Annotated in this window: 20 protein-coding genes and 1 pseudogene; 13 read left to right on the top strand and 8 right to left on the bottom strand. The window is 67.5% G+C overall.

Annotated elements, in window-relative coordinates; genetic code table 11:
- Positions 1-84: 84 nt before the first annotated feature.
- On the top strand, positions 85-879 hold the full coding sequence (locus tag IU449_RS04530) for a carbonic anhydrase (protein ID WP_324188090.1): 795 nt from the start codon (positions 85-87) through the stop codon (positions 877-879).
- Positions 880-1,001: 122 nt separating this feature from the next.
- Here IU449_RS04530 and IU449_RS04525 read toward each other — a convergent pair.
- Together IU449_RS04525 and IU449_RS04520 are read right to left on the bottom strand one after the other, a co-directional pair.
- A pseudogene (locus IU449_RS04525) lies at positions 1,002-1,178 on the bottom strand (phosphotransferase); the annotation flags it as partial.
- Between the two features lie 58 nt (positions 1,179-1,236).
- The gene (locus IU449_RS04520; protein WP_195000674.1) at positions 1,237-2,448 is read right to left on the bottom strand and encodes an acyl-CoA dehydrogenase family protein; all 1,212 of its coding nucleotides are present in this window, start codon (positions 2,446-2,448) and stop codon (positions 1,237-1,239) included.
- A gap of 235 nt (positions 2,449-2,683) precedes the next feature.
- Here IU449_RS04520 and IU449_RS04515 point away from each other — a divergent pair, with 235 nt between their 5' ends.
- Positions 2,684-3,523, top strand: a complete 840-nt coding sequence (locus tag IU449_RS04515; protein WP_324188089.1) for an oxygenase MpaB family protein — start codon at positions 2,684-2,686, stop codon at positions 3,521-3,523.
- A gap of 115 nt (positions 3,524-3,638) precedes the next feature.
- Here the strand turns inward: IU449_RS04515 and IU449_RS04510 are convergent, their stop codons facing one another.
- On the bottom strand, positions 3,639-3,857 hold the full coding sequence (locus tag IU449_RS04510; protein ID WP_195000672.1) for a DUF2945 domain-containing protein: 219 nt from the start codon (positions 3,855-3,857) through the stop codon (positions 3,639-3,641).
- Positions 3,858-4,000: 143 nt separating this feature from the next.
- On the opposite strand from IU449_RS04510, the gene IU449_RS04505 reads away from it, so the two are divergent.
- On the top strand, positions 4,001-5,779 hold the full coding sequence (locus tag IU449_RS04505; RefSeq protein ID WP_416382097.1) for an ATP-binding cassette domain-containing protein: 1,779 nt from the start codon (positions 4,001-4,003) through the stop codon (positions 5,777-5,779).
- Positions 5,780-5,837: 58 nt separating this feature from the next.
- Here the strand turns inward: IU449_RS04505 and IU449_RS04500 are convergent, their stop codons facing one another.
- The 3 genes from IU449_RS04500 to IU449_RS04490 form a co-directional block, all read right to left on the bottom strand.
- Positions 5,838-7,421, bottom strand: a complete 1,584-nt coding sequence (locus tag IU449_RS04500) for an HD domain-containing phosphohydrolase (RefSeq protein ID WP_195000670.1) — start codon at positions 7,419-7,421, stop codon at positions 5,838-5,840.
- An 859-nt stretch (positions 7,422-8,280) separates the two neighbouring features.
- Positions 8,281-9,258 carry a hypothetical protein gene (locus IU449_RS04495; protein WP_195000669.1) on the bottom strand — a complete coding sequence of 326 codons (978 nt, stop codon included), beginning with the start codon at positions 9,256-9,258 and terminating at the stop codon, positions 8,281-8,283.
- Between the two features lie 21 nt (positions 9,259-9,279).
- On the bottom strand, positions 9,280-9,453 hold the full coding sequence (locus IU449_RS04490; RefSeq protein ID WP_195000668.1) for a hypothetical protein: 174 nt from the start codon (positions 9,451-9,453) through the stop codon (positions 9,280-9,282).
- A gap of 245 nt (positions 9,454-9,698) precedes the next feature.
- Here IU449_RS04490 and IU449_RS29620 point away from each other — a divergent pair, with 245 nt between their 5' ends.
- The gene (locus tag IU449_RS29620) at positions 9,699-9,866 is read left to right on the top strand and encodes a hypothetical protein (protein WP_195000667.1); all 168 of its coding nucleotides are present in this window, start codon (positions 9,699-9,701) and stop codon (positions 9,864-9,866) included.
- 34 nt (positions 9,867-9,900) lie between these two features.
- On the opposite strand, the gene IU449_RS04480 is transcribed toward IU449_RS29620, so the two are convergent.
- Positions 9,901-10,851: a DUF808 domain-containing protein gene (locus IU449_RS04480; RefSeq protein ID WP_195000666.1), complete on the bottom strand. Its 951-nt coding sequence runs from the start codon at positions 10,849-10,851 to the stop codon at positions 9,901-9,903.
- Between the two features lie 203 nt (positions 10,852-11,054).
- The gene (locus IU449_RS04475; protein WP_228803699.1) at positions 11,055-11,243 is read right to left on the bottom strand and encodes a hypothetical protein; all 189 of its coding nucleotides are present in this window, start codon (positions 11,241-11,243) and stop codon (positions 11,055-11,057) included.
- Between the two features lie 165 nt (positions 11,244-11,408).
- On the opposite strand from IU449_RS04475, the gene IU449_RS04470 reads away from it, so the two are divergent.
- The 9 genes from IU449_RS04470 (at position 11,409) to IU449_RS04430 (ending at position 18,634) form a co-directional block, all read left to right on the top strand.
- Complete coding sequence (locus IU449_RS04470; RefSeq protein WP_195000664.1) at positions 11,409-11,624, top strand: heavy-metal-associated domain-containing protein; 216 nt, start codon at positions 11,409-11,411, stop codon at positions 11,622-11,624.
- A 22-nt stretch (positions 11,625-11,646) separates the two neighbouring features.
- Positions 11,647-12,039 (top strand): hypothetical protein, encoded by a 393-nt coding sequence (locus IU449_RS04465; RefSeq protein WP_195000663.1) that lies wholly within the window; start codon positions 11,647-11,649, stop codon positions 12,037-12,039.
- Positions 12,040-12,089: 50 nt separating this feature from the next.
- Positions 12,090-13,202, top strand: coding sequence for a glutamate--cysteine ligase (locus tag IU449_RS04460; protein WP_195000662.1), 1,113 nt, complete (start codon positions 12,090-12,092; stop codon positions 13,200-13,202).
- Between the two features lie 447 nt (positions 13,203-13,649).
- A complete protein-coding gene (locus tag IU449_RS04455; protein ID WP_195000661.1) occupies positions 13,650-14,795 on the top strand; it encodes a 4Fe-4S dicluster domain-containing protein in 1,146 nt (381 codons plus the stop codon).
- Entirely contained in the window at positions 14,782-15,297 is a 516-nt protein-coding gene (locus tag IU449_RS04450; protein ID WP_195000660.1) for a Crp/Fnr family transcriptional regulator, read from the top strand. The genes IU449_RS04455 and IU449_RS04450 overlap by 14 nt, the downstream gene beginning before the upstream one ends.
- A gap of 11 nt (positions 15,298-15,308) precedes the next feature.
- Positions 15,309-16,118: an FAD/NAD(P)-binding protein gene (locus IU449_RS04445; protein ID WP_195002314.1), complete on the top strand. Its 810-nt coding sequence runs from the start codon at positions 15,309-15,311 to the stop codon at positions 16,116-16,118.
- Complete coding sequence (locus IU449_RS04440) at positions 16,118-16,891, top strand: oxidoreductase (protein ID WP_195000659.1); 774 nt, start codon at positions 16,118-16,120, stop codon at positions 16,889-16,891. Before IU449_RS04445 ends, IU449_RS04440 begins: the two co-directional genes overlap by 1 nt.
- Positions 16,875-18,167, top strand: a complete 1,293-nt coding sequence (locus IU449_RS04435; protein ID WP_195000658.1) for a Ni/Fe hydrogenase subunit alpha — start codon at positions 16,875-16,877, stop codon at positions 18,165-18,167. The genes IU449_RS04440 and IU449_RS04435 overlap by 17 nt, the downstream gene beginning before the upstream one ends.
- On the top strand, positions 18,164-18,634 hold the full coding sequence (locus IU449_RS04430; RefSeq protein WP_195000657.1) for a hydrogenase maturation protease: 471 nt from the start codon (positions 18,164-18,166) through the stop codon (positions 18,632-18,634). Before IU449_RS04435 ends, IU449_RS04430 begins: the two co-directional genes overlap by 4 nt.
- Positions 18,635-18,636 lie beyond the last annotated feature (2 nt).

Below are 18,636 nucleotides of genomic sequence, written 5' to 3'. Positions count from 1 at the left end.
CCTGCGCGGTGCGGACGTGACAGTCGTGTGTGCGCGAGATTCCCGGCGGTGCGGCTGTTCGCGTCACCCGCAAGGAGTTATCCGGTGCCGACCCCTTCGTCCTCTCGCGTGGTGATCGGCCGCCGTCGACTGCTCGCCGCGGCGGCGCTGCTCGCCTTGACCGGCTGCGGACTCCCACCCAACCAGGCTGACGAAGCGAGCCCGCCGCACTGGGACTACGAAGCCGAAGGGCCCGACCACTGGGCCGAGATCGACCGAGGCTACGCCGTGTGCGGACGCGGCACCACACAGTCTCCGATCGACCTCGCCGATCACACCCCGGTCGACACAGCCGAGCACATCGACATCGTCTACGGTCCCGTCTCCGCCCTCGAACTCGTCAATACCGGACACACCGTGCAGGCGAACCTCCCCGCGGACAGCAAGCAGCGGATCGTCATCGGCGGGCGCGAATTCGCATTGTCCCAGTTCCATTTCCATGCGCCGAGCGAACACACCGTCGACGGGGCGTTCGCGGATATGGAACTGCACCTGGTCCACAGTGACGCCACCGGCGGTCTGGCCGTTCTCGCCGTACTGCTGGCCGTGGGGCAGCACTCGCCGTTCACCTCGGTCCTGACCGATCTGCCGCACACGGGCGACACACGCGCCCTCGGCCCGGTGGATCTGCGCACCTTCCTGCCCGCTGATCTCACTCAGTTCCGATACACGGGCTCACTCACCACTCCCCCGTGCACCGAAGGCGTCGCCTGGACGGTACTGCGGAACCGGGTCACGGTCGGCGCGGACGAAGTCGCCCGGTTTCGAGCGCTGTTCCCGCACAACAACCGCCCCGCCCAGCCACTGAACGGACGCCCGGTCGACTTGACAGGTGGCTGAGCATTCATCGCACCCGCGGGCCTGTCGGTGCGCCGCTCTACCGGTGAGGACCGCGCGTGCCATGTCGGCCGGCTGTGCCGGCCGCCGGGAGAGGTCGTCGATATCGGCGAGACGGCCTGTACCTGTCCGTCGCCGCTGATCAGCGGATTGCCCGGGCGGAAGTCGCCGTGCACCAGGCCGGTCCAGCGTTCGGCGGGAATGTGCCGGGAGAGCAGTTCGTGGACTTCCCACACCGGCCTGGTGGTGATGCCGCCCGCGGTGAGCTGCCGGTTCCATCGCTTCAACTGCCGTTCGAGGTAGCTGCCCGCTCGTCGACACCGGCCGGCCCCACCGGAGGCGAGCCGTCCGGACCTTTGGTCATCGCTTCAACTCCGCGCGCGCGATCGTGCGCAGGTGGACCTCGTCGGGCCCGTCGGCGATACGCAGGGTGCGCGCTCCCGCCCAGAGCATCGGCAGCGGGGTGTCCGGGCCGACCCCCGCCCCGCCGTGCAATTGGATCGCGGTGTCGAGTATCGCGCACACCGCCCGCGGCACCACGACCTTGATCGCGGCGATCTCCGTGCGAGCGGCCCGGGATCCGTGGTTGTCGATCAGCCACGCGGTCTTCAACACCAGCAGCCGCGCCTGCTCCACGGAGATCCTGGATTCGGCCAGCCACTGCTGCACCACGCCCCGGCTCGACAGCGGCCCGCCGAACGCGACCCGCTCCTTGGCGCGGGTGCGCATCAACGCGATCGCCCGTTCGGCCATCCCGATCGCGCGCATGCAGTGGTGGATCCGCCCGGGCCCGAGTCTGGCCTGCGCCATCGCGAAACCCGCGCCTTCCTCGCCGAGCAGATTGCTCACCGGCACGCGGACGTCCCGGAAGACGAGCTCACCGTGCCCCTGCCGCTCCGCGTAGCCGAAGACGCTCAGATCGCGCACCACTTCCACGCCGGGCGTGTCGATGGGGACCAGCACGAACGACTGCCTGCGGCTCGGCGCCGCCTCCTGATCGGTCACGCCCATCACGATCAACACCTCGCAGCGCGGGTCCAGCGCTCCGGTGGTCCACCACTTGCGTCCGTTGATCACGTAGTGCTCGCCGTCGCGGACGATCGACGTGGCGATATTGGTGGCGTCACTGCTGGCCACGTCCGGCTCCGTCATCGCGAAGGCGCTGCGGATCTCCCCCGCCAGCAGCGGGTCCAGCCAGCGCGCGCGCTGGTCGGGGGTGGCGAACAGATGCAGCAGCTCCATATTGCCGGTGTCGGGGGCGCTGCAGTTGAGCACCTCGGGCAGCAGGTCCGGATACCACCCGCTGCGTTCGGCCAGGGGCGCGTAGTCGAGTACCGACAGGCCGTGGGCGGGTGCGGTGGAGTCGGGCAGGAACAGATTCCACAGCCCTCGCTCGCGCGCGGCTTGCTTGAGTTCCTCTACGACCGGCGGCACAGCGTGCGGATCGCCCTGCTCGGCGAGGGTGCGGCGCTGCTCGAGATAGATCGGTTCGGCGGGCGCGACGCGCTCGTCGACGAAGCGGTTCAAGAGGTCGAGATAGTGCTGCGCCTGGTCGGACGATGCGAAGTCCATGACATACCTCATCGGTAGTGGTGTGCGACACGAATGCGCTCGTGTCCACATTCGTATCAGACTGTCGGATGTACGGGGCCGGTCCGCGTCGCCGCGACCTGCGCGGTGAGCTCCGTTCCGAGTCCGGCCGACCGTCCGCCACTGTGCGTTGTCCCGAGGATGCCGGTGACACTCGCCGAAACGGGATGAGAGAAGTATGCTAGATATCTCTCATTATCTCACAGGAGGCACTGTGGTGCACCAACGGACGGCCGAACCGATCGGCGCGACTCCCCACAAGGAGTTCCTGGCCGGCCCGGGCGCCCTGCTGGGCGGGCCGGCGAACGTGATCATGCAGCTGAGCAATGCCGCGGTGGGGCGCGGGGTGGTGGAGAGCACCGTGGAGAGCGGGCGGTTCGACCGGCACCCGCGCAAACGCGGCCGCACCACGCTGACCTACCTGGCGGTGGCCATGTGGGGAACCGACGACGAGCGTGCGGCCTACCGCGAGGCGACCAACCGCTCGCACCGGCACGTCCGCTCGGGTCCCGACAGCCCGGTGAAGTACAACGCCTTCGATCCGAGGCTGCAACTGTGGGGCGCCGCCTGCATATATCAGGGCACCCTCGATTCGCTGACCTACCTCTATGGTCCGCTCGACTCCGCCCTCGCCGACGAGTTGTACCGGGAGTCCGCCAGGTTCGGCACGACGCTGCAGATGCCGCCCCAGCTGTGGCCCGCCGATCGGGCGGCGTTCGCCGACTACTGGGAGTCGGCGACGTCGGAGATCTCGATCGACAACGAGGTCAAGGCCTACCTGCTCGACCAGGTGATCGACCTCGGTCCCTACAGCCGAACGCAGCAGCTGGCATTCCGGCGGATCAACCGCTTCTTCACCACTGGTTTCCTGCCGCAGCGCTTCCGCGACGAACTCGGGCTGGACTGGGGGCCGCGTCGGCAGCGTGCCTTCGAAGCGCTCATGCGCGTTATCGGCACCGTCTTGCGAGCCGGACCCGAGCGGTGGCGGCGCTACCCGCTGGACAAACATCTGGCGGACATGCGCCGGCGGCGCGCGCTGGGCAAACCGCTGGTCTGAATCATGGTGTCGCGGGTGGTCGTGTCGATCTGCCCATCGCGAAGCTCGCGGATGGCGCGGTGGAAGTCGCGCCCCGGCGGCGGTGTCGACCGAATCGGCTGAACTGCCCTCGACGTCAACTGTCGCGTCTGCGGAGGGCGGAAGCTCTGTGGACGGCGTCGCGTCCACTCTTGTCGCTGCGCACCCGATATTGCGGTTCGTCCTTCGACGCCCGCACGGTCCGGCCGGCCGCCTCGGTGTCGGAGGTGATGACTTCTTCCACCTCACCCTCGGCGGTGCTGCCGTGACTGCTCCATTCGACGCGATCGCCTTTGCGGAACTCCTGCTCACCCATCATTCGCTCCTGGTTCCGTCGTGGTTTTGCTCCCTTACCCGCCGTGCCCGCGTGGAAACCGCGACGTGCACGGTGCGGCTGCGGCCGCGATTTGAGGCAAACGCCTCATGCGACCGTGGCGGCGGCGGACCGATGATCAGGGCATGACGAAGCGAGTTCAGCAACCACAGAGATCACCGGTCATGGCCGAATCGGCAGTCGGGCCAGCGCCCGTCGAAAAGTTCGCTACGTGCACCTCGGATCACCCGCCCCGAGTGCCGGACGGCGGGCGAATAGATGCCGACCAGGTGAGCCGGCGGGTTGGGACGCAGACGATTCTCCAGGAGTTGTCGTTGTCGGTCGGACCGGGCGAGTTGGTCGCCATCGCCGGCGGCAGCGGAGCAGGAAAGAGCACACTGCTGGAGATCCTCGCCGGACTGCAACCACCGACAGCCGGGGATGTCCGGCACGACGGCGTGGTGCGCGGAGCCCGGGTCGGCGCCGATTCGCGTATCGGCTACGTACCACAGGAGGACATCATCCACGTCGAGATGCCCCTGCGCCGCACACTGCGCTACGCCGCGCGGCTGTGGCTGCCCGCGGGCACGTCGGCGGCCGAGGCGGACCGGGTGGTCGAAGAGACCATGCAGGACCTCGACCTGGCTGATCGAGCAGACGTGCCGGTCCGTGCGCTCTCCGGCGGCCAGCGCAAGCGGGCGAGTATCGCCGTCGAGTTGCTGACCCGACCACGCCTGTTCTTCCTGGACGAACCCACCTCCGGGCTCGATCCCTCGACCTCGGCCGAGGTGATGCGCCTGCTGCGCCGACTCAGCCGACGCGGTGTCACCGTCGTACTCACCACGCATGAGCCGACCGGAATCGACCGGTGTGACCGGGTGATATTTCTGGCGCGCGACGGCCACCTGGCCTTCATCGGCAGCCCGACCGAGGCTCGGCGCCACTTCGGCGTCGAGGATCTCCCCGAGGTGTACGAGCGGCTGGCACGTGAGGACACCCCTCGGATCTGGGCGCAGCGATTCGCGGACAGCGTCGAACAGCCGACAACCCGGCCCGGCCGGCCTCCACGGCCCATCCCCGCCACCTGTCCCGACCTCGAGCGCACAGGCGTGATCCGGCAATGGTGGCTGCTCACCCGACGCAATATCGATGTTCTCCTTCGCAGCCGGTTGACACTGGCGGTCCTGCTCGGCTCACCGGTGCTGGTCACGGCGATGATGGCGATGCTGTTCCAGCGAGACGCGTTCGAACCGCGTAACGAAGCCGACCTCGCGCCGGTCCAGATCGTGTTCTGGATCGCGTTCGCCGGATTCTTCTTCGGCCTCACCTACGGCCTGCTCCAGATCGTCGGGGAGATGGCCGTCTTCCGGCGGGAGCGCCTGGCCGGGCTCGGTGTCGGCGCCTATGTAGTCGCCAAGGTGACAGCGCTGCTTCCGGTGCTGGCCGCAGTGAGCGCGCTGCTCCTCGGTGTGCTGCGGGCGCTCGGTCGGCTCCCTGCCGTCGGATGGGATGTGTCCGTCCTGCTGTTCGTGACGATCGTGATCGAGGCGACCTCGGCACTGGCCCTCGGATTGCTCGCCTCGGCCGCGGTCTCCAACGCCGCGCAGGCCGCCCTCGCCCTGCCGATGCTCTGCTTCCCCCAGGTCCTGTTCGGTGGGGCCATAGTCCCTGTCGACGACATGGCCTTCCCGGGACGGCTGATGAGCCTCGGCCTGTCCAACCGCCACGCATTCGAGGCGTTGGGTCGCGACCTGGATCTCGAGCGGTACACCGCGACGCTGCCTGCCATGTCCCCGTATGGCGACGCCTTCCACGGAGGTGCCGGCGCCGGTCTCATCACGCTCGCCGCGTTTGCCGTCGGCCTCGTGCTGGCCACGATATGGGTCTTGGACCGGCGCTCCCGGCCCGGCGCATCCCGTCGGTGAAGCACCTCACGGCCTCCTCGTGATGACCGCGCGACAGATGACCGGTGCAGCGGATGCTTCACTTCCCCACAGTCGGCGAGCCCACCAGACCCCGATCGATCGCGGCCAGACTGGCCTGCGTGCGGTTGTTGACGCCGAGCTTGGCGTAGACGCGTTCGACGTGGTTACGGGCCGTCTTCTCGGCGATGAACAGTTCGGCGGCGATCTCTCTGTTCGATCGGCCCTGCGCGACGAGTCGCAGAATCTCGACCTCGCGGTCGGTCAGCCCGGCAGGCCAGGGCTTCCGTCGCGAGGTCCGCGGGTCGGCCACCGCGAGCACGGCCGCAGTCGACTCGGCGTCGAAACATCCGGCATGCGCCGCTGCTCGCAGCCGGTCGGCGGCGCTGCGAGGATCGAGTGGTTGCCGGTAGGGTCGCGGTTCGCGCAGTCGCTGATAGGCGTCCGCAGTGGCGAGCAACCGGTCCTGCGTGGTCAACTCCGCGCCTGCGATCCTGCGGGGGAAACCGGATCCGTCGATCCGTTCGCGATGCTTCATCACCAGAGGGACCACCGGCTCCAAGCCGTTGACTCGACTCAGTATCCGGCCGCTCAGATCCGGATACATCCGTACCCGTTCCCATTCAGCCGTGGTGAGCGTCCCTTTCTTCTCCCAGATCCGATTGGGCACTCCCATTTTGCCGAGGCCGTGCAGCAGACCGGCGCGGTAGAGATGGGTGATCTCCGACGGCGACATGCCCAGGTGCCGGGCCGCGCCGGCCACCAGATTCGCGACGCCACGCGAATGCCCCAGAGCGAAAGGCGATTTGAGATCGACGAAATCAGCCATGGCCTCGAGCAGTTCGTCGCTCTCCTCGGCCGTCAGGGTTCGATCACGATCCGGCGCCCGGGCCAATGCTGCTGTCCAGACATCGATGTCGAGCAGACCGCCCACGATCGCCGCCGCGTCGCGTTCGAACACCGCCGCTACGGTCGGGTCGAACTGACTGCCGCGCCGAGAACGGAGAACATCCTTCGCGTGCTCGAGCCCACCCCTCCGCAGGTGCACCTCGATCACGTCCGCGACTTGCGCGATGTGGATCTCGACCGGGATATCCGCTCCGCGAGCACCGTGGGGCAGCCCTCGGCCGTCCCAGCGTTCGAAAACGAAGGCCAGCGCTTTTCCGACCTCCTCGTCCAAGCCCATCCGGTCGCAGAGAACCCCGGCGGAAGTGCAATGCGACCGGATCAGTGTGGCGACCTGATTGCGAGCCGTGATCAGAAAGGTAGCGGCACGGATACCGCGCTCCCAGACCGGCAAACCGCGTCCGACATGACTCGTCATCAGCCGCAGGAACGGCAGACCGGCCCTGTCCACCGTGTAGGTGTCGGCCCGGAAGGCGATGTCGTCGCCGAAGAGCACCGAGAGTTCGCGGGAGTCGGCATGACAACCGATCCACCCGACCAGGTTGACGTAGTACATGGTCGTCTGCTGTTGCGGGTCGAGCCCCATGCGCTCGGCGATCCGCATCGCGATCAAGGACGACCGAAGCATGTGTTCCATCGGCTGTCCCAGGCCCAGGTCGATCGCCAGCGATATCGCGGCGAGCAGTTCGGCTCTGCTCAGACCTCTTCCCGACCCGGGCAGCGTCTCGTGCAGGTGCATCTTCCTATTGTCCACCCGAACAACGGCCATCTCAGCGCGCGGGAGGACACCGTGGTGTAGTACGGCCTTGGGGCCCCTGCCACGCATCGTTCGTGTTCAGATATGCCGGCTTCTGGAAGACTTGAATCTTCGGTGGGCAAGACGATTCGGCCAGTCACCGGCGCTGTCCGGAGACTTCGGGCGTACCCGCTGGGCCATCAGCTCCCAGAACTGCTTCAGTTGGCGGTGGTGAAGCTCTTGCCACGGCGCCGGGCTCCGGGCCAGCAAGACCTGTTGGAGGCAGAAGCCCTCGTTGAGCTCTGCCCTCGAGCGTGGCGCGCCCATCGCCGGATACGGGCACAGGTTGAAAAGACATTCATCGAGGCAGTTCGATCCCGGCTCTGCACCGAGTGTGGACCCCACAGTCCGCTCCGGATCGAGCACGCTACGGTCGCTGGTGATGCACGGCGGCAGGTCCGGGCGGTGAGCGCCAGGGCGCACAGCTCGGCAGCCGCCCTTACGAAGGGGTGGGGCGCTGTTCCCGGCCGGAGCGCATGGCTACGCCTGCACTCGCTGCCGGCGAGTTGGATCCATCGCTGTCCAAGTGTTTCCGGGTCCGAGCCGTGGCCGCGGTCGGCAAGGGGTTCCTCGGGATCATTGGGCAGCGAGCAGAGGGTCAGCGCTTGGATCAACGTGAGCTGACTGAACCGATAGCTGGAGCGTTTCAGCGCCTCCTCCGCTTTCACGATGAACGAGGTCGGCGCATGGCGGGCGGAAGGGTACTGTTCGCGCCGGTTGGCGGCGTGCTTGAAGCCCTGCGCCAGTGCGATCTCCAGCGAAATCTGTGGATGGTCGTGGTCGTCCAGGTGCTCGATTCGATCTATCCAGGAGTCGAGTTCTCCCCAGATCTCCTCATACTCCTGCGATCCCCTGGCGAAACTTTGGTGAAGTCGACAGGGATCCTGTTTTTCAGCTTTTCCACCACCTCGTTCGCATCCGGGGTGCCGTTCGATCCCGCCGGACTGGTAGACCGGGAGTGGAAGACCAGCGCCATCAAGAATTCGCGTCCGGGGTCGTAGAAAGCTTCCTGTTTGTAGCGATCGTCCTGCAATGCCTCGTCAAGGTAGCCGGAGCCGAGGTATGCCTGAATGAGGCTGTGCCTGAACCGGACCCGATCGTCGTATGCCTCGACCACTCCGAGCTCCGCCCCCATAGTGGCCGCCATGCCGAGGTCGTCATAGAGTTCCGGGTGACCATTTTCCTTCAAGTTTTCGCGGAGCTTCTCGACCACCTCGCGGTGCCGTGGTTCGTCGCGGAACGGCGCCTTTGATCTGCCGGTATCGAAGTCCTGTATGCGCGGTTGCCCTACGAGATCCTCGAACCGGACCTCCAGTCGGTCTTGCTCGAGGCCGATGCAAGCCAATGCTGGGAGGACCTCGATGGTCGCTTTGCGACAGGGCCGGTCCAGCACATAGTCCTGGTGTTCATAGCCCTCGATGAGGGCATCTTTCCATTCGTCGAGCAACCAGACCCTCAGTTCGGCGCGGTCGATGGCGTCCGGGGTTCCGAACTCCTGCTCGTCGTCCCCGAGTACCACGATCTTGTCCTGGGCGCGCAGCCGCCGCCAGACCCGGTCGGCTTCTCCCGCGGAGCGGATGTCGTTGTCGATCTGCTCGCCGAACCGTTGGCGCGCGACACTGAGGAAGTCGCTATCGGTCTGGAGGTCGCGCAGGCGAAGCACCACCGGGATCTTGCCGCTTTGCGCGAGCATCTCGACGACCTTGACCAAGACCGCCGTCTTACCCACTCCGACCGCACCGATCAGGATCTGAGGGCGCCGCTTTCCCGGACGGCTCATGTTGTCGATCAGTACCTTGCACTACTGATTGCGGCCCACTACGTCGCCCAGGACGCTGCCGACCGTGGGGACGAGATCTCGGGGATCGGACCGGGCCCGCCGCAGATAGCGGCGCTTCACCTTTCGGTGGGTGAGAAAGAGGAAGAACACGAACAACAACGCGGCGTAGAGGGGCGCCATAATGAAGCCGATCACGGTCTCGCAATACCTGCCGCGGCCATCGGTGCAGTAGTTTTGGACGCTCTCGCGACAGACCACTGTTCGATTACGCCCGCCGCCACCCCCGCGGATTCCGCGTCCTGCTCGACAATCGCTACGACGACGCCCATCCCGGGCGACAGCTGTCGGCCGCTCTCGAACCCCGCATCGCCGAGGAACTGCGCGCCAACTACGCCGAACGCGGAACTCCCATCGGCAGCGGCGCCGACACCCTTGCCACCATGCTGCTCGGAATCAGCCTCGACGTCGCCTACCGGGCGGTCATCGTCGACGGCTCGGACATCGACGCGGCGTGCGATCTCGCCGTCACCGCCTCGCTGGCGGTCCTGCGCGCGGTCGTCCCCGACCAGTTGCGCGCCCTCGACACCACGCACACACGAAAGTCCTGAAATCCGCCGCACCGCTTCGCCGACGGTGCCGCGCTCAATGCGCGGCCGTGCTGTTCTTGTTTCTCGGAATCAGATGCATGATCGCCACCACGATCGCGCCGAGGGCGAGACCGACCAGTGCGGACGCCACGGTCCCCGATGTCCACGACAGCAGACCGCCGACGCCGCCGTGCGCCAGCTCGCCGAACCAGTGTTCGAGATCGTGCAGTCGATCGGCCGGCCAATGGAATCCGGCCTCGCCGACATTGACGATGAGGATGTGGCCGCCCACCCACAGCATCGCGGCGATACCCACCGTGGTGAGCAGCGACAGCACCTTGGGCATGGCTGCGACGAGTCCACGACCGAGATGCCTGCTGAACGATGCCTTACGCAGCGCGAGTGACAGGCCGACGTCGTCCATCTTCACGATCAGGGCGACGACGCCGTAGACCAGCGCGGTGATCAGGAGGGCGACGACGATCAGCACTCCCAGGCGGGTGAGGAAGGGTTCGTTTTCGACCGAGGACAGGGAGATCACCATGATCTCCGCCGAGAGGATCAGATCGGTGCGGATCGCACCGGAGATCATGGACTTCTCGAATTCGGGACCGGCCTCGGTGGCGGTGACTTCCTCGTCGTGGTGGCCGCCGGTCACTGCTTCGTAGACCTTCTCGGCGCCCTCGTAGCAGAGGTACAGGCCACCGGCGATGAGCAGATACGGTAACGCCTGAGGCAGGAACTGACTGAGGATCATCGCGACAGGCAGGATGATCAGCAGCTTGTTGCGGATCGAGCCGACCGCGATCTTGCGGATGATCGGCAGTTCCCGATCCGGCGTGAATCCGTGGACGTAGCGGGGGGTGACGGCGGTGTCGTCGACCACGACACCCGCTGCCTTGACGCTGGCTTTGCCCGCTGCCGCGCCGATGTCGTCGATCGACGCCGCGGCTGCCTTCGCGAGTACCGCGACGTCGTCCAACAGGGCGACGAGACCACCAGCCACCAGAACCTCCAACAATCCGAATGTGCGGAAGCCGCCCCACCGTGTGGGACCGGCCCCCGAACGGTACCGAATCGTCGGCGTGCCGCGGCGGTGCCCGTGCGGGTCGAGCGCGACCAGGAGGCTGTCCGGACGATTCCCACGGTGTGCCGTCGCACCGGATCCGCGCTACCCGGAGGCCCCGCACAGGGCCGCGGAGGTGTGTGTCAGGGGAGGTGCATCAGCTGTCGGGCGAGGCCGAACAGACGGCTGCCGAGCCTGATGACGGGCAGTCCGAGCGGAATCAGGAGAATCGTCGCGCACAGCACCGCGCCGAGAATCCACACCACGGCCGCGAGCACTGAGACCACCGTGCCGAGCACAGCCGTCACAATTCCCACCACGAAATCGATCAAACCCTGTATCGCTCGCACGACAAACCTTTCCGTCTTCGATTATGCGCTCTTTCCCGTCGATGCGTCCGGAGCATCGGCACGGTGACCGCAGTACTGTGGGAGATACGCGGTAATCGTCTGTCCCCCCGAATCGGAATCGTTCGATTCGCCATTGATGGGAGAGTCATGTCCGAATTCACGTACTCGGTTGATGGTCTGCACTGCCAGGGTTGTGCCGCGACGGTCGAGAAAGCGCTCTCGGCTCTCCCGGACGTCGGTAACGTGAGTGTGGACCTCGATATCAAAGGTCTGTCCACGGTGAAGATCGACGCCGGTCACGATCCCGGGGCCGAGGAGATCCAGCGCGCGCTACACGACGCGGGCAACTTCACCGTGGTGTGAGCCGAGAACAGGAGCACATGCGATGACGGCCAACGGGCCTTTCGGTATCGACCCGGAGGATTTCGAACGCGCGCTTCGTGAAGCGGGAACCGAGCTGCGCGACATGATCGGGAAAGCCGGTGGCTACCTGGATCGGGTGGACAACGCCGGTGTCGGTTCCCTGGCCGCGCTGCTCGGGCAGTTCATCCAGCCGCAGCGGCCACGTCCGCCGGAACCCGAGGGTGAGACCGCCGGTGCGACCGGCAGCGGGGTCTGGGCGATCTACAGCATCGACGACGCCGGCGAGGCCAGGGTGGATCAGGTCTTTCCCAGCGAGCTCGAGGCCCTGCGCGCGCACCGCGACAACACCGATGCGCGCCGCCGGGTGCGGTTCCTGCCCTATGGGGTTCCGGTGAGCGTCCTGGACGCGCCCTGAGGTCCGTAACCGGCGCGATTGACCGGCGCGCGGCGGGTTAACCAGCGGGCATGGACATGCCGACGGTCGGAGTCGAAGAAGAGTTCCTGCTCGTCGACCCGGGCACCGGCGCCCCTACCGCGCGCAACGAGGCGGTGGCTCGGACAATGCGGGAACAGGGGGTGGACCTGCAGTTGGAGCTGACCCGCTGTCAGGTGGAGACCAGCACCGACGTGCATTCGAGCATCACCGACCTGCTCGGGCAGTTGCGGGAGCAGCGGTGGCTGGTGGCGCGATGCGCGCAGGTGAACGACGCGCGATTGCTGGCCGTGGCGATTCCGCCGACTGTGCCCGAGGACTTCCCGGTCACCGACACCCCGCGCTACCGGGCCATTGCCGAGAACTTCGGCATGCTCGCACATGAACAGGGCCTGTGTGGCTGCCATGTGCATGTCTCGGTGCCGGATCGTGAGACCGCGGTACGGGTGAGCGATCACCTGCGCCCCTGGTTGCCGACATTCCTGGCCCTCACCGCGAATTCCGCGATCTACCGCGAGGCCGACACCGGGTACTCCAGTTGGCGCAGCATCCTGTGGCGGCGCTGGCCGAGCGCGGGACCGCCGCCGTATTTCGGCTCGGCTCAGGCCTACGACGCCATGGTGCGGATGATGCTCACCAGCGGCATCATCCTGGACGAGAAGATGGTCTATTGGGATGTCCGGCCATCGGTCGCCTTTCCGACCGTCGAGGTGCGGGTCAGTGACGTGCCCGCCACCGCCGACGAGACCGCACTCCTCGCGGCGCTGGTGCGCGCGACCGTACATACCGCCCGTCACGCCATCGCCGAAGGGCGCGCCGCGCCGAACGTGCCCGCGGAGCTGCTGCGCGCGGCGTACTGGAAGGCGGCCTACAGCGGGATGGACGGCGATGCGTTGGCGCCGGCGGACGGGCGGGTGCTGCCCGCACGTGAGCTGTTCGGCGAACTGCTCGATCTGATCGGCCCGGCGCTCTGCGAATTCGGCGACCGGGAATTCGTCGCCGAGGCGGCGGATGCGTTGGCGGCCCGCGGCAACGGTGCGACGCGGCAGCGGCGCGCCTTCGGACCCGAGCACGATGTGGCGGCCGTACTCGCCGAATTGGCGGAGGCCACCACCCACGACTGCGCTCCCCCGCGAAGTCCGTGAGCGTTCCGGTCACAGGAACACGCCGAGCGTGCCGAACACGGGCACGGAATCAACCGGCTGGTCGGGTGGCTGGGCATCCGGTCGCGGTGGTGGCGGTGTCGATGTGGTGGGTGTAGCGCCTCGAGGTCACGCCCTTCTTCGCGGAATTGTGCCGGGTGTACCAGACGATCAGCCGCCAGAAGAAATCGCCTTCCGGTTGCCTCCGCTACAGGGTTGCGACAGCCGCCGTTCGTCGTCCGGTATCACCCCTGTCCCGCGCCGGGCGCGGTCGGTCGAGCCGATCACCGTCAGCGGCGGCGGCAGCGGCCGTCGACGGGCAGACCTGCGGTGATGGAGGACGGCGGCTCTCGGACTCCGGTCTGAGGACTTTAGCCCCTGCCGGTGCGCTCGACGGACGAACCAGACTGGTAGCGGATCGATAGCTCCCTCCGACGAACCGAGGACAGCATGATTCCTGGCGACAGCGAGATCATCGACCGCACCGGCTTGAACCGGCTGGTGGAAGTACTTGCTGAGCAGGGATATCGGGTCATCGGGCCGCAACTTCGTGACGGCGCGATCGTCCTGGACGAGCTGGCGTCGGGGATGGCACTGCCCGACGGATGGGGCGTGGAGGCCGAACCCGGCCGCTATCGGGTGCGTCGTCGTGACGATGGAGCGGTTTTCGCGCATTCGGCCGGGCCCGGCTCCTGGAAGACCTTCCTGCACCCGCCGCGCCGCAAGATCGCCGACCTCACCGCGGACCTGGTCGACGAACACGCCGCCGACCCGCCCGACGAGGCGCCGAAACCGTATGCGTTCCTGGGTGTGCGCGGGTGTGATCTCGCCGCGATCTCGGTCCTCGGCCGCGTACTCGACGGGGGGACCCGTCCGGCTGCTCCCCCCGCCCGCCGCCGTGGGCTGTTCGTCGTCGCGGTGAACTGCACCGAGCCCGGCGGCGTGTGCTTCTGTGCGTCCATGGGCACCGGCCCGTCGGTGTCACCGGGCTACGACCTCGCCCTGACCGAGCAGGTGGGCGAGGACGGGCATCGGTTCGTCGTCGATGTGGGCAGCGACGACGGCGCCCGCATTCTCTCCGAGGTGACACCGCGAGCCTCGGCGACCACCGCGCAGATCGACGCGGCACGCACACAGGTGTCGGCGGCGGCGGACCGCATGGGCCGCGTCATGCCGGAGGTCGACCTGCGCGCCCTGCTGCGCGATTCCCGCGAGTCCCCCCACTGGCAGGATGTGGCGAGTCGCTGCTTCACCTGCGGCAACTGCACGATGGTGTGCCCGACGTGCTTCTGCACCTCGGTCGAGGACGTCACCGACGTGACCGGCGAACACGCCGAACGCTGGGAGAAGTGGGCGTCGTGTTACGAACTGGACTTCTCCTACCTGCACGGCGGCAGCGTGCGGCAGTCGGGCGAAAGCCGATATCGGCAGTGGATCACCCACAAGCTGAGTACCTGGTACGACCAGTTCGGCACCTCCGGGTGCGTGGGGTGCGGAAGATGCATCGCCTGGTGCCCGGCCGCGATCGATCTGACCGAGGAAGTGGCCGCTCTCGCGGCACTGTCCGGCGAAGTCACCCACGATGCCCTCCGTTGACGAGCTGGCTGCTTTCCCTCGGCTGGCACCGCTGAGCCGAGCGAACCTGGCGGTGCTCGCCGCGATCGGGCACGAGGTGTCCTTCCGGGCCGGGCAGCGAGTTCTCGTGGAAGGACAATCGGCCGACCGGTGCTGGCTGATCCGCTCCGGACGGATACTGCTGGACGCGCGGGTGCCCGGCCGGGGCGATGTGGTGATCCAATCCCTCGGCAAGGGCGATCTGCTCGGCTGGTCCTGGCTGGTGCCGCCACAGCAGTGGCATTTCGGCGCGCGGGCGGCCGAACGCGTCGAGGCCGTCGAATTCGACGCCGCCCGGTTGCTCGAGGCCGCGCAGGCAGACCCCGGATTCGGATTCGCCCTGATCTCGACACTCTTCGCTGCGCTGCTGGATCGGCTGCAGGCCACCCGCGCTCGACTGCTCGATCTCTACCGCAACCCTGGCGACGATCCCCCCTCCCCCGAGCGCACCGACCGAACCGGCCGGGAAGAAAGCCGACCGTGAGTACCGAAACCATGCTCCGGTATCGGGTCACCGGCCGCGCACCGCAGACAGCCGACACCACCACCCTGGTGCTCGAGCCTCTCGAGCGTGCCGCGCCGCCGTTCCGAGCCGGCCAGTTCATGATGCTCTACCGCTACGGCGTGGGCGAAGTCGCGATCTCGATCAGCGCAGACCCCACCGGCGGGGGCGGGATTCTCGAACACACCATCCGCGCGGTCGGTGCGGTGAGCCGTGCCCTGGCCGATACGCCCATCGGCGGACTGATCGGCGTGCGCGGCCCGTTCGGGACCGGGTGGGACGTGGAATCGGCGACGGGACGTGATCTGGTCGTCATCGGTGGCGGGGTCGGTCTGGCTCCATTGCGTTCGGTGGTGCTCGCGGCGCTCGGAAACCGCGGCGCATACCGCCGTGTCATCGTGCTCACCGGCGCCAGGACCCCGGCCGACATCCTCTTCCGCCGCGACCAGGACCGCTGGGCAGCCTCCGACGAGGTCGAATTGCACCGCACCGTGGACCATCCCACATCGAGCTGGACCGGGGCGGTGGGCTTCGTCTCCGACCCGATCGACCAGCTCGGGCTCGCCCCGGGAAACAGCACGGCGTTCCTGTGTGGTCCCGAGCCGATGATGCGCTTCTGCGCACAGGCCTTGCTGCGCCGTGGACTGTCCGTGACCGACATCCGGGTCTCCCTGGAACGGAACATGCAGTGTGGCATCGGCCGTTGCGGGCACTGCCAGCTCGGTCCGCTGCTGCTCTGCCGAGACGGTCCGATCGTGGACTACGGTGTGGCCGGTCCCCTGCTGGCCGTGCGGGAGCTGTGATGTCCACCCCGACACTGGCGGTGTGGAAGTTCACCTCCTGCGACGGCTGCCAGCTCACGCTCCTCGACTGTGAGGACGAGTTGCTGGCCCTCGCAGGTCGGATACGGATCGCCCATTTCCTGGAGGCCTCCAGCGCGGTGGAGCCCGGCCCCTACGACGTGTCGTTGGTGGAGGGCTCGGTCACCACACCTCAGGAGCGGGAACGAATCATGGAGATTCGCCGGCAGTCCCGGCGACTGGTCGCGATCGGGGCGTGCGCCACCCACGGGGGGATACAAGCGTTGCGCAACTTCGCCGACGTCGCCGAATTCACCTCCGTGGTCTACGCCGACCCGCAATACATCTCCACGCTCGCGACCTCCACCGCCATCTCCGAGCACGTGCCGGTGGATTTCGAACTGCGTGGCTGCCCGATCGACCGTCGTCAGCTGCTGGACACCCTGACCGCACTGCTCGCCGGCCGCGAGCCCGACATCCCGAACACCAGCGTGTGCACCGAATGCAAACGTCGCGGAACCACCTGCATCATGGTCGCCGACGGGGTACCTTGCCTCGGCCCCGTCACCCAGGCCGGATGCGGCGCCCTGTGCCCGGCCTACCACCGCGGCTGCTTCGGCTGTTTCGGGCCGATGGCGAAGCCGAATGTGCGTGCCCTGCTGCCCATTCTGCGCGTCAACGGCATGTCGCAGGGCGAGATCGACCGTGTGTTCACCACTTTCGCCGCTGCCGAGCCGGACTTCGCGGAAAGGGACCACGATGAGCCATCGGAGTAGGCAGCTGAAGGTCAGCTCGCTCGCGCGAGTGGAAGGCGAAGGCGCCCTGCGGATCACCGTCGACGGCACGACGGTCGAACGCGCCGAACTGAACATCTACGAGCCGCCGCGCTTCTTCGAGGCCTTTCTGCGCGGTCGCGCCTACACCGAGCCACCGGACATCACCTCGCGCATCTGCGGTATCTGCCCGGTGGCGTACCAGGTCAGCGCCTGCAACGCCATCGAGCAGGCGTGCGGGATCGCACTGGATCCACCGCTGGCCGACCTGCGCCGACTGTTGTATTGCGGCGAGTGGATATCGAGCCATTCGCTACACATCCATCTGCTGCACATCCCCGACTTCTACGGATATCCCGACGCGATCGCGCTCGCCGCGCGGCATCGTGACCTCGTCGAGCAGGGCTTGGCGGTGAAGAAGGCGGGCAACAGCCTGATGGAACTCCTCGGCGGCCGGGCGATCCATCCCATCAACGTGCGGGTCGGCGGGTTCTACGCCGTTCCGGCGCGCGCCGAGCTGATCTCGCTCGCCGAGCAGTTGCGCCGCGCCCTCGACGACGCCATCGACACCGCACGCCGAGTCGCCGGCTTCGACTTCCCCGACGTGGAACTCGACCACCCGATGCTCGCCGCCGTCGAACCGCACCGATACGCCGTCGAATCCGGCGACGTGCGCACCAGCACCGGACTCCGGTTCCCGGCAGCGGAGTTCCCGGCACATGTGGTCGAGCGGCAGGTGCCGCATTCCACCGCGCTGCACGCGCTGCTCGACGGGGCGCCCTACCTCACCGGCCCGTTGGCCCGCTACACGCTGAACTCCCGGCAGCTCTCACCGCTCGCTCGCCAGCTCGCCGCCGACATCGGTCTCGGTGACGAGTGCCGAAACCCGTTCCGCAGCATCCTGGTCCGCGCTGTCGAAGTCGTCTACGCCCTCGACGAGGCGCTGCGACTGATCGCGGGCTACGTCGTTCCGCCGCGCCCGGCGGTGCCGGCGCCGCCGCGCGCCGGGGTGGGCCACGGCGTCAGCGAAGCGCCGCGGGGGCTGCTCTACCACCGTTACGAGATCGGGCCCGACGGCCTCGTCGGCTCCGCGACGATCATTCCGCCGACATCGCAGAACCAGGCCGTGATCGAAGACGACCTGCGCCGAACCGTCGCGGCCGGTCTCGACCTCGACGATGCCGCGCTCACCGCTCTGTGCGAACGCACGATCCGCAATTACGACCCGTGCATCTCCTGCTCGGCGCACTTCCTCGACCTGCAGATGGTTCGTCGATGAGCCCGCGACGCGTCGCTGTCGTCGCCGTGGGCAACGAGTACCGCAGCGACGACGGCGTCGGCCCGCACGTGGCTCGCGCCATAGCCGCACTCGATCTGCCCGAGGTCGTGGTGACGGTGTGCGACGGTGAGCCTGCCGGTCTGCTGGACGCCTGGACCGGCGCCGACCTCGCCGTCGTCGTCGACGCGGTGCTGTGCGAACCCTCCACGCCGGGCCGGATCTGGCGCACCACCGTCGATGCCCTGCCCGGGGGCACCTATCCCACGAGCTCGCACGCACTGGGCATCCCGGACGCGCTGCTGTTGGGACGCGCCCTCGACCGTGTGCCACGCGAACTCGTCGTCCTCGCCGTCGAAGCGGCATCCCTGGACCTGGGCGTCGGGCTGTCCGCCCCGGTCGCCGCCGCTGTCCCGCAGGTCGTTCGGATGGTGCTCAGCGAATTGCGTCGCCTCGACCGACCGGCATGAGC

Source organism: Nocardia higoensis, from assembly GCF_015477835.1.
Taxonomy (GTDB): Bacteria; Actinomycetota; Actinomycetes; order Mycobacteriales; family Mycobacteriaceae; genus Nocardia; species Nocardia higoensis_A.
This window is presented reverse-complemented; position numbering and strand designations above follow the sequence as displayed.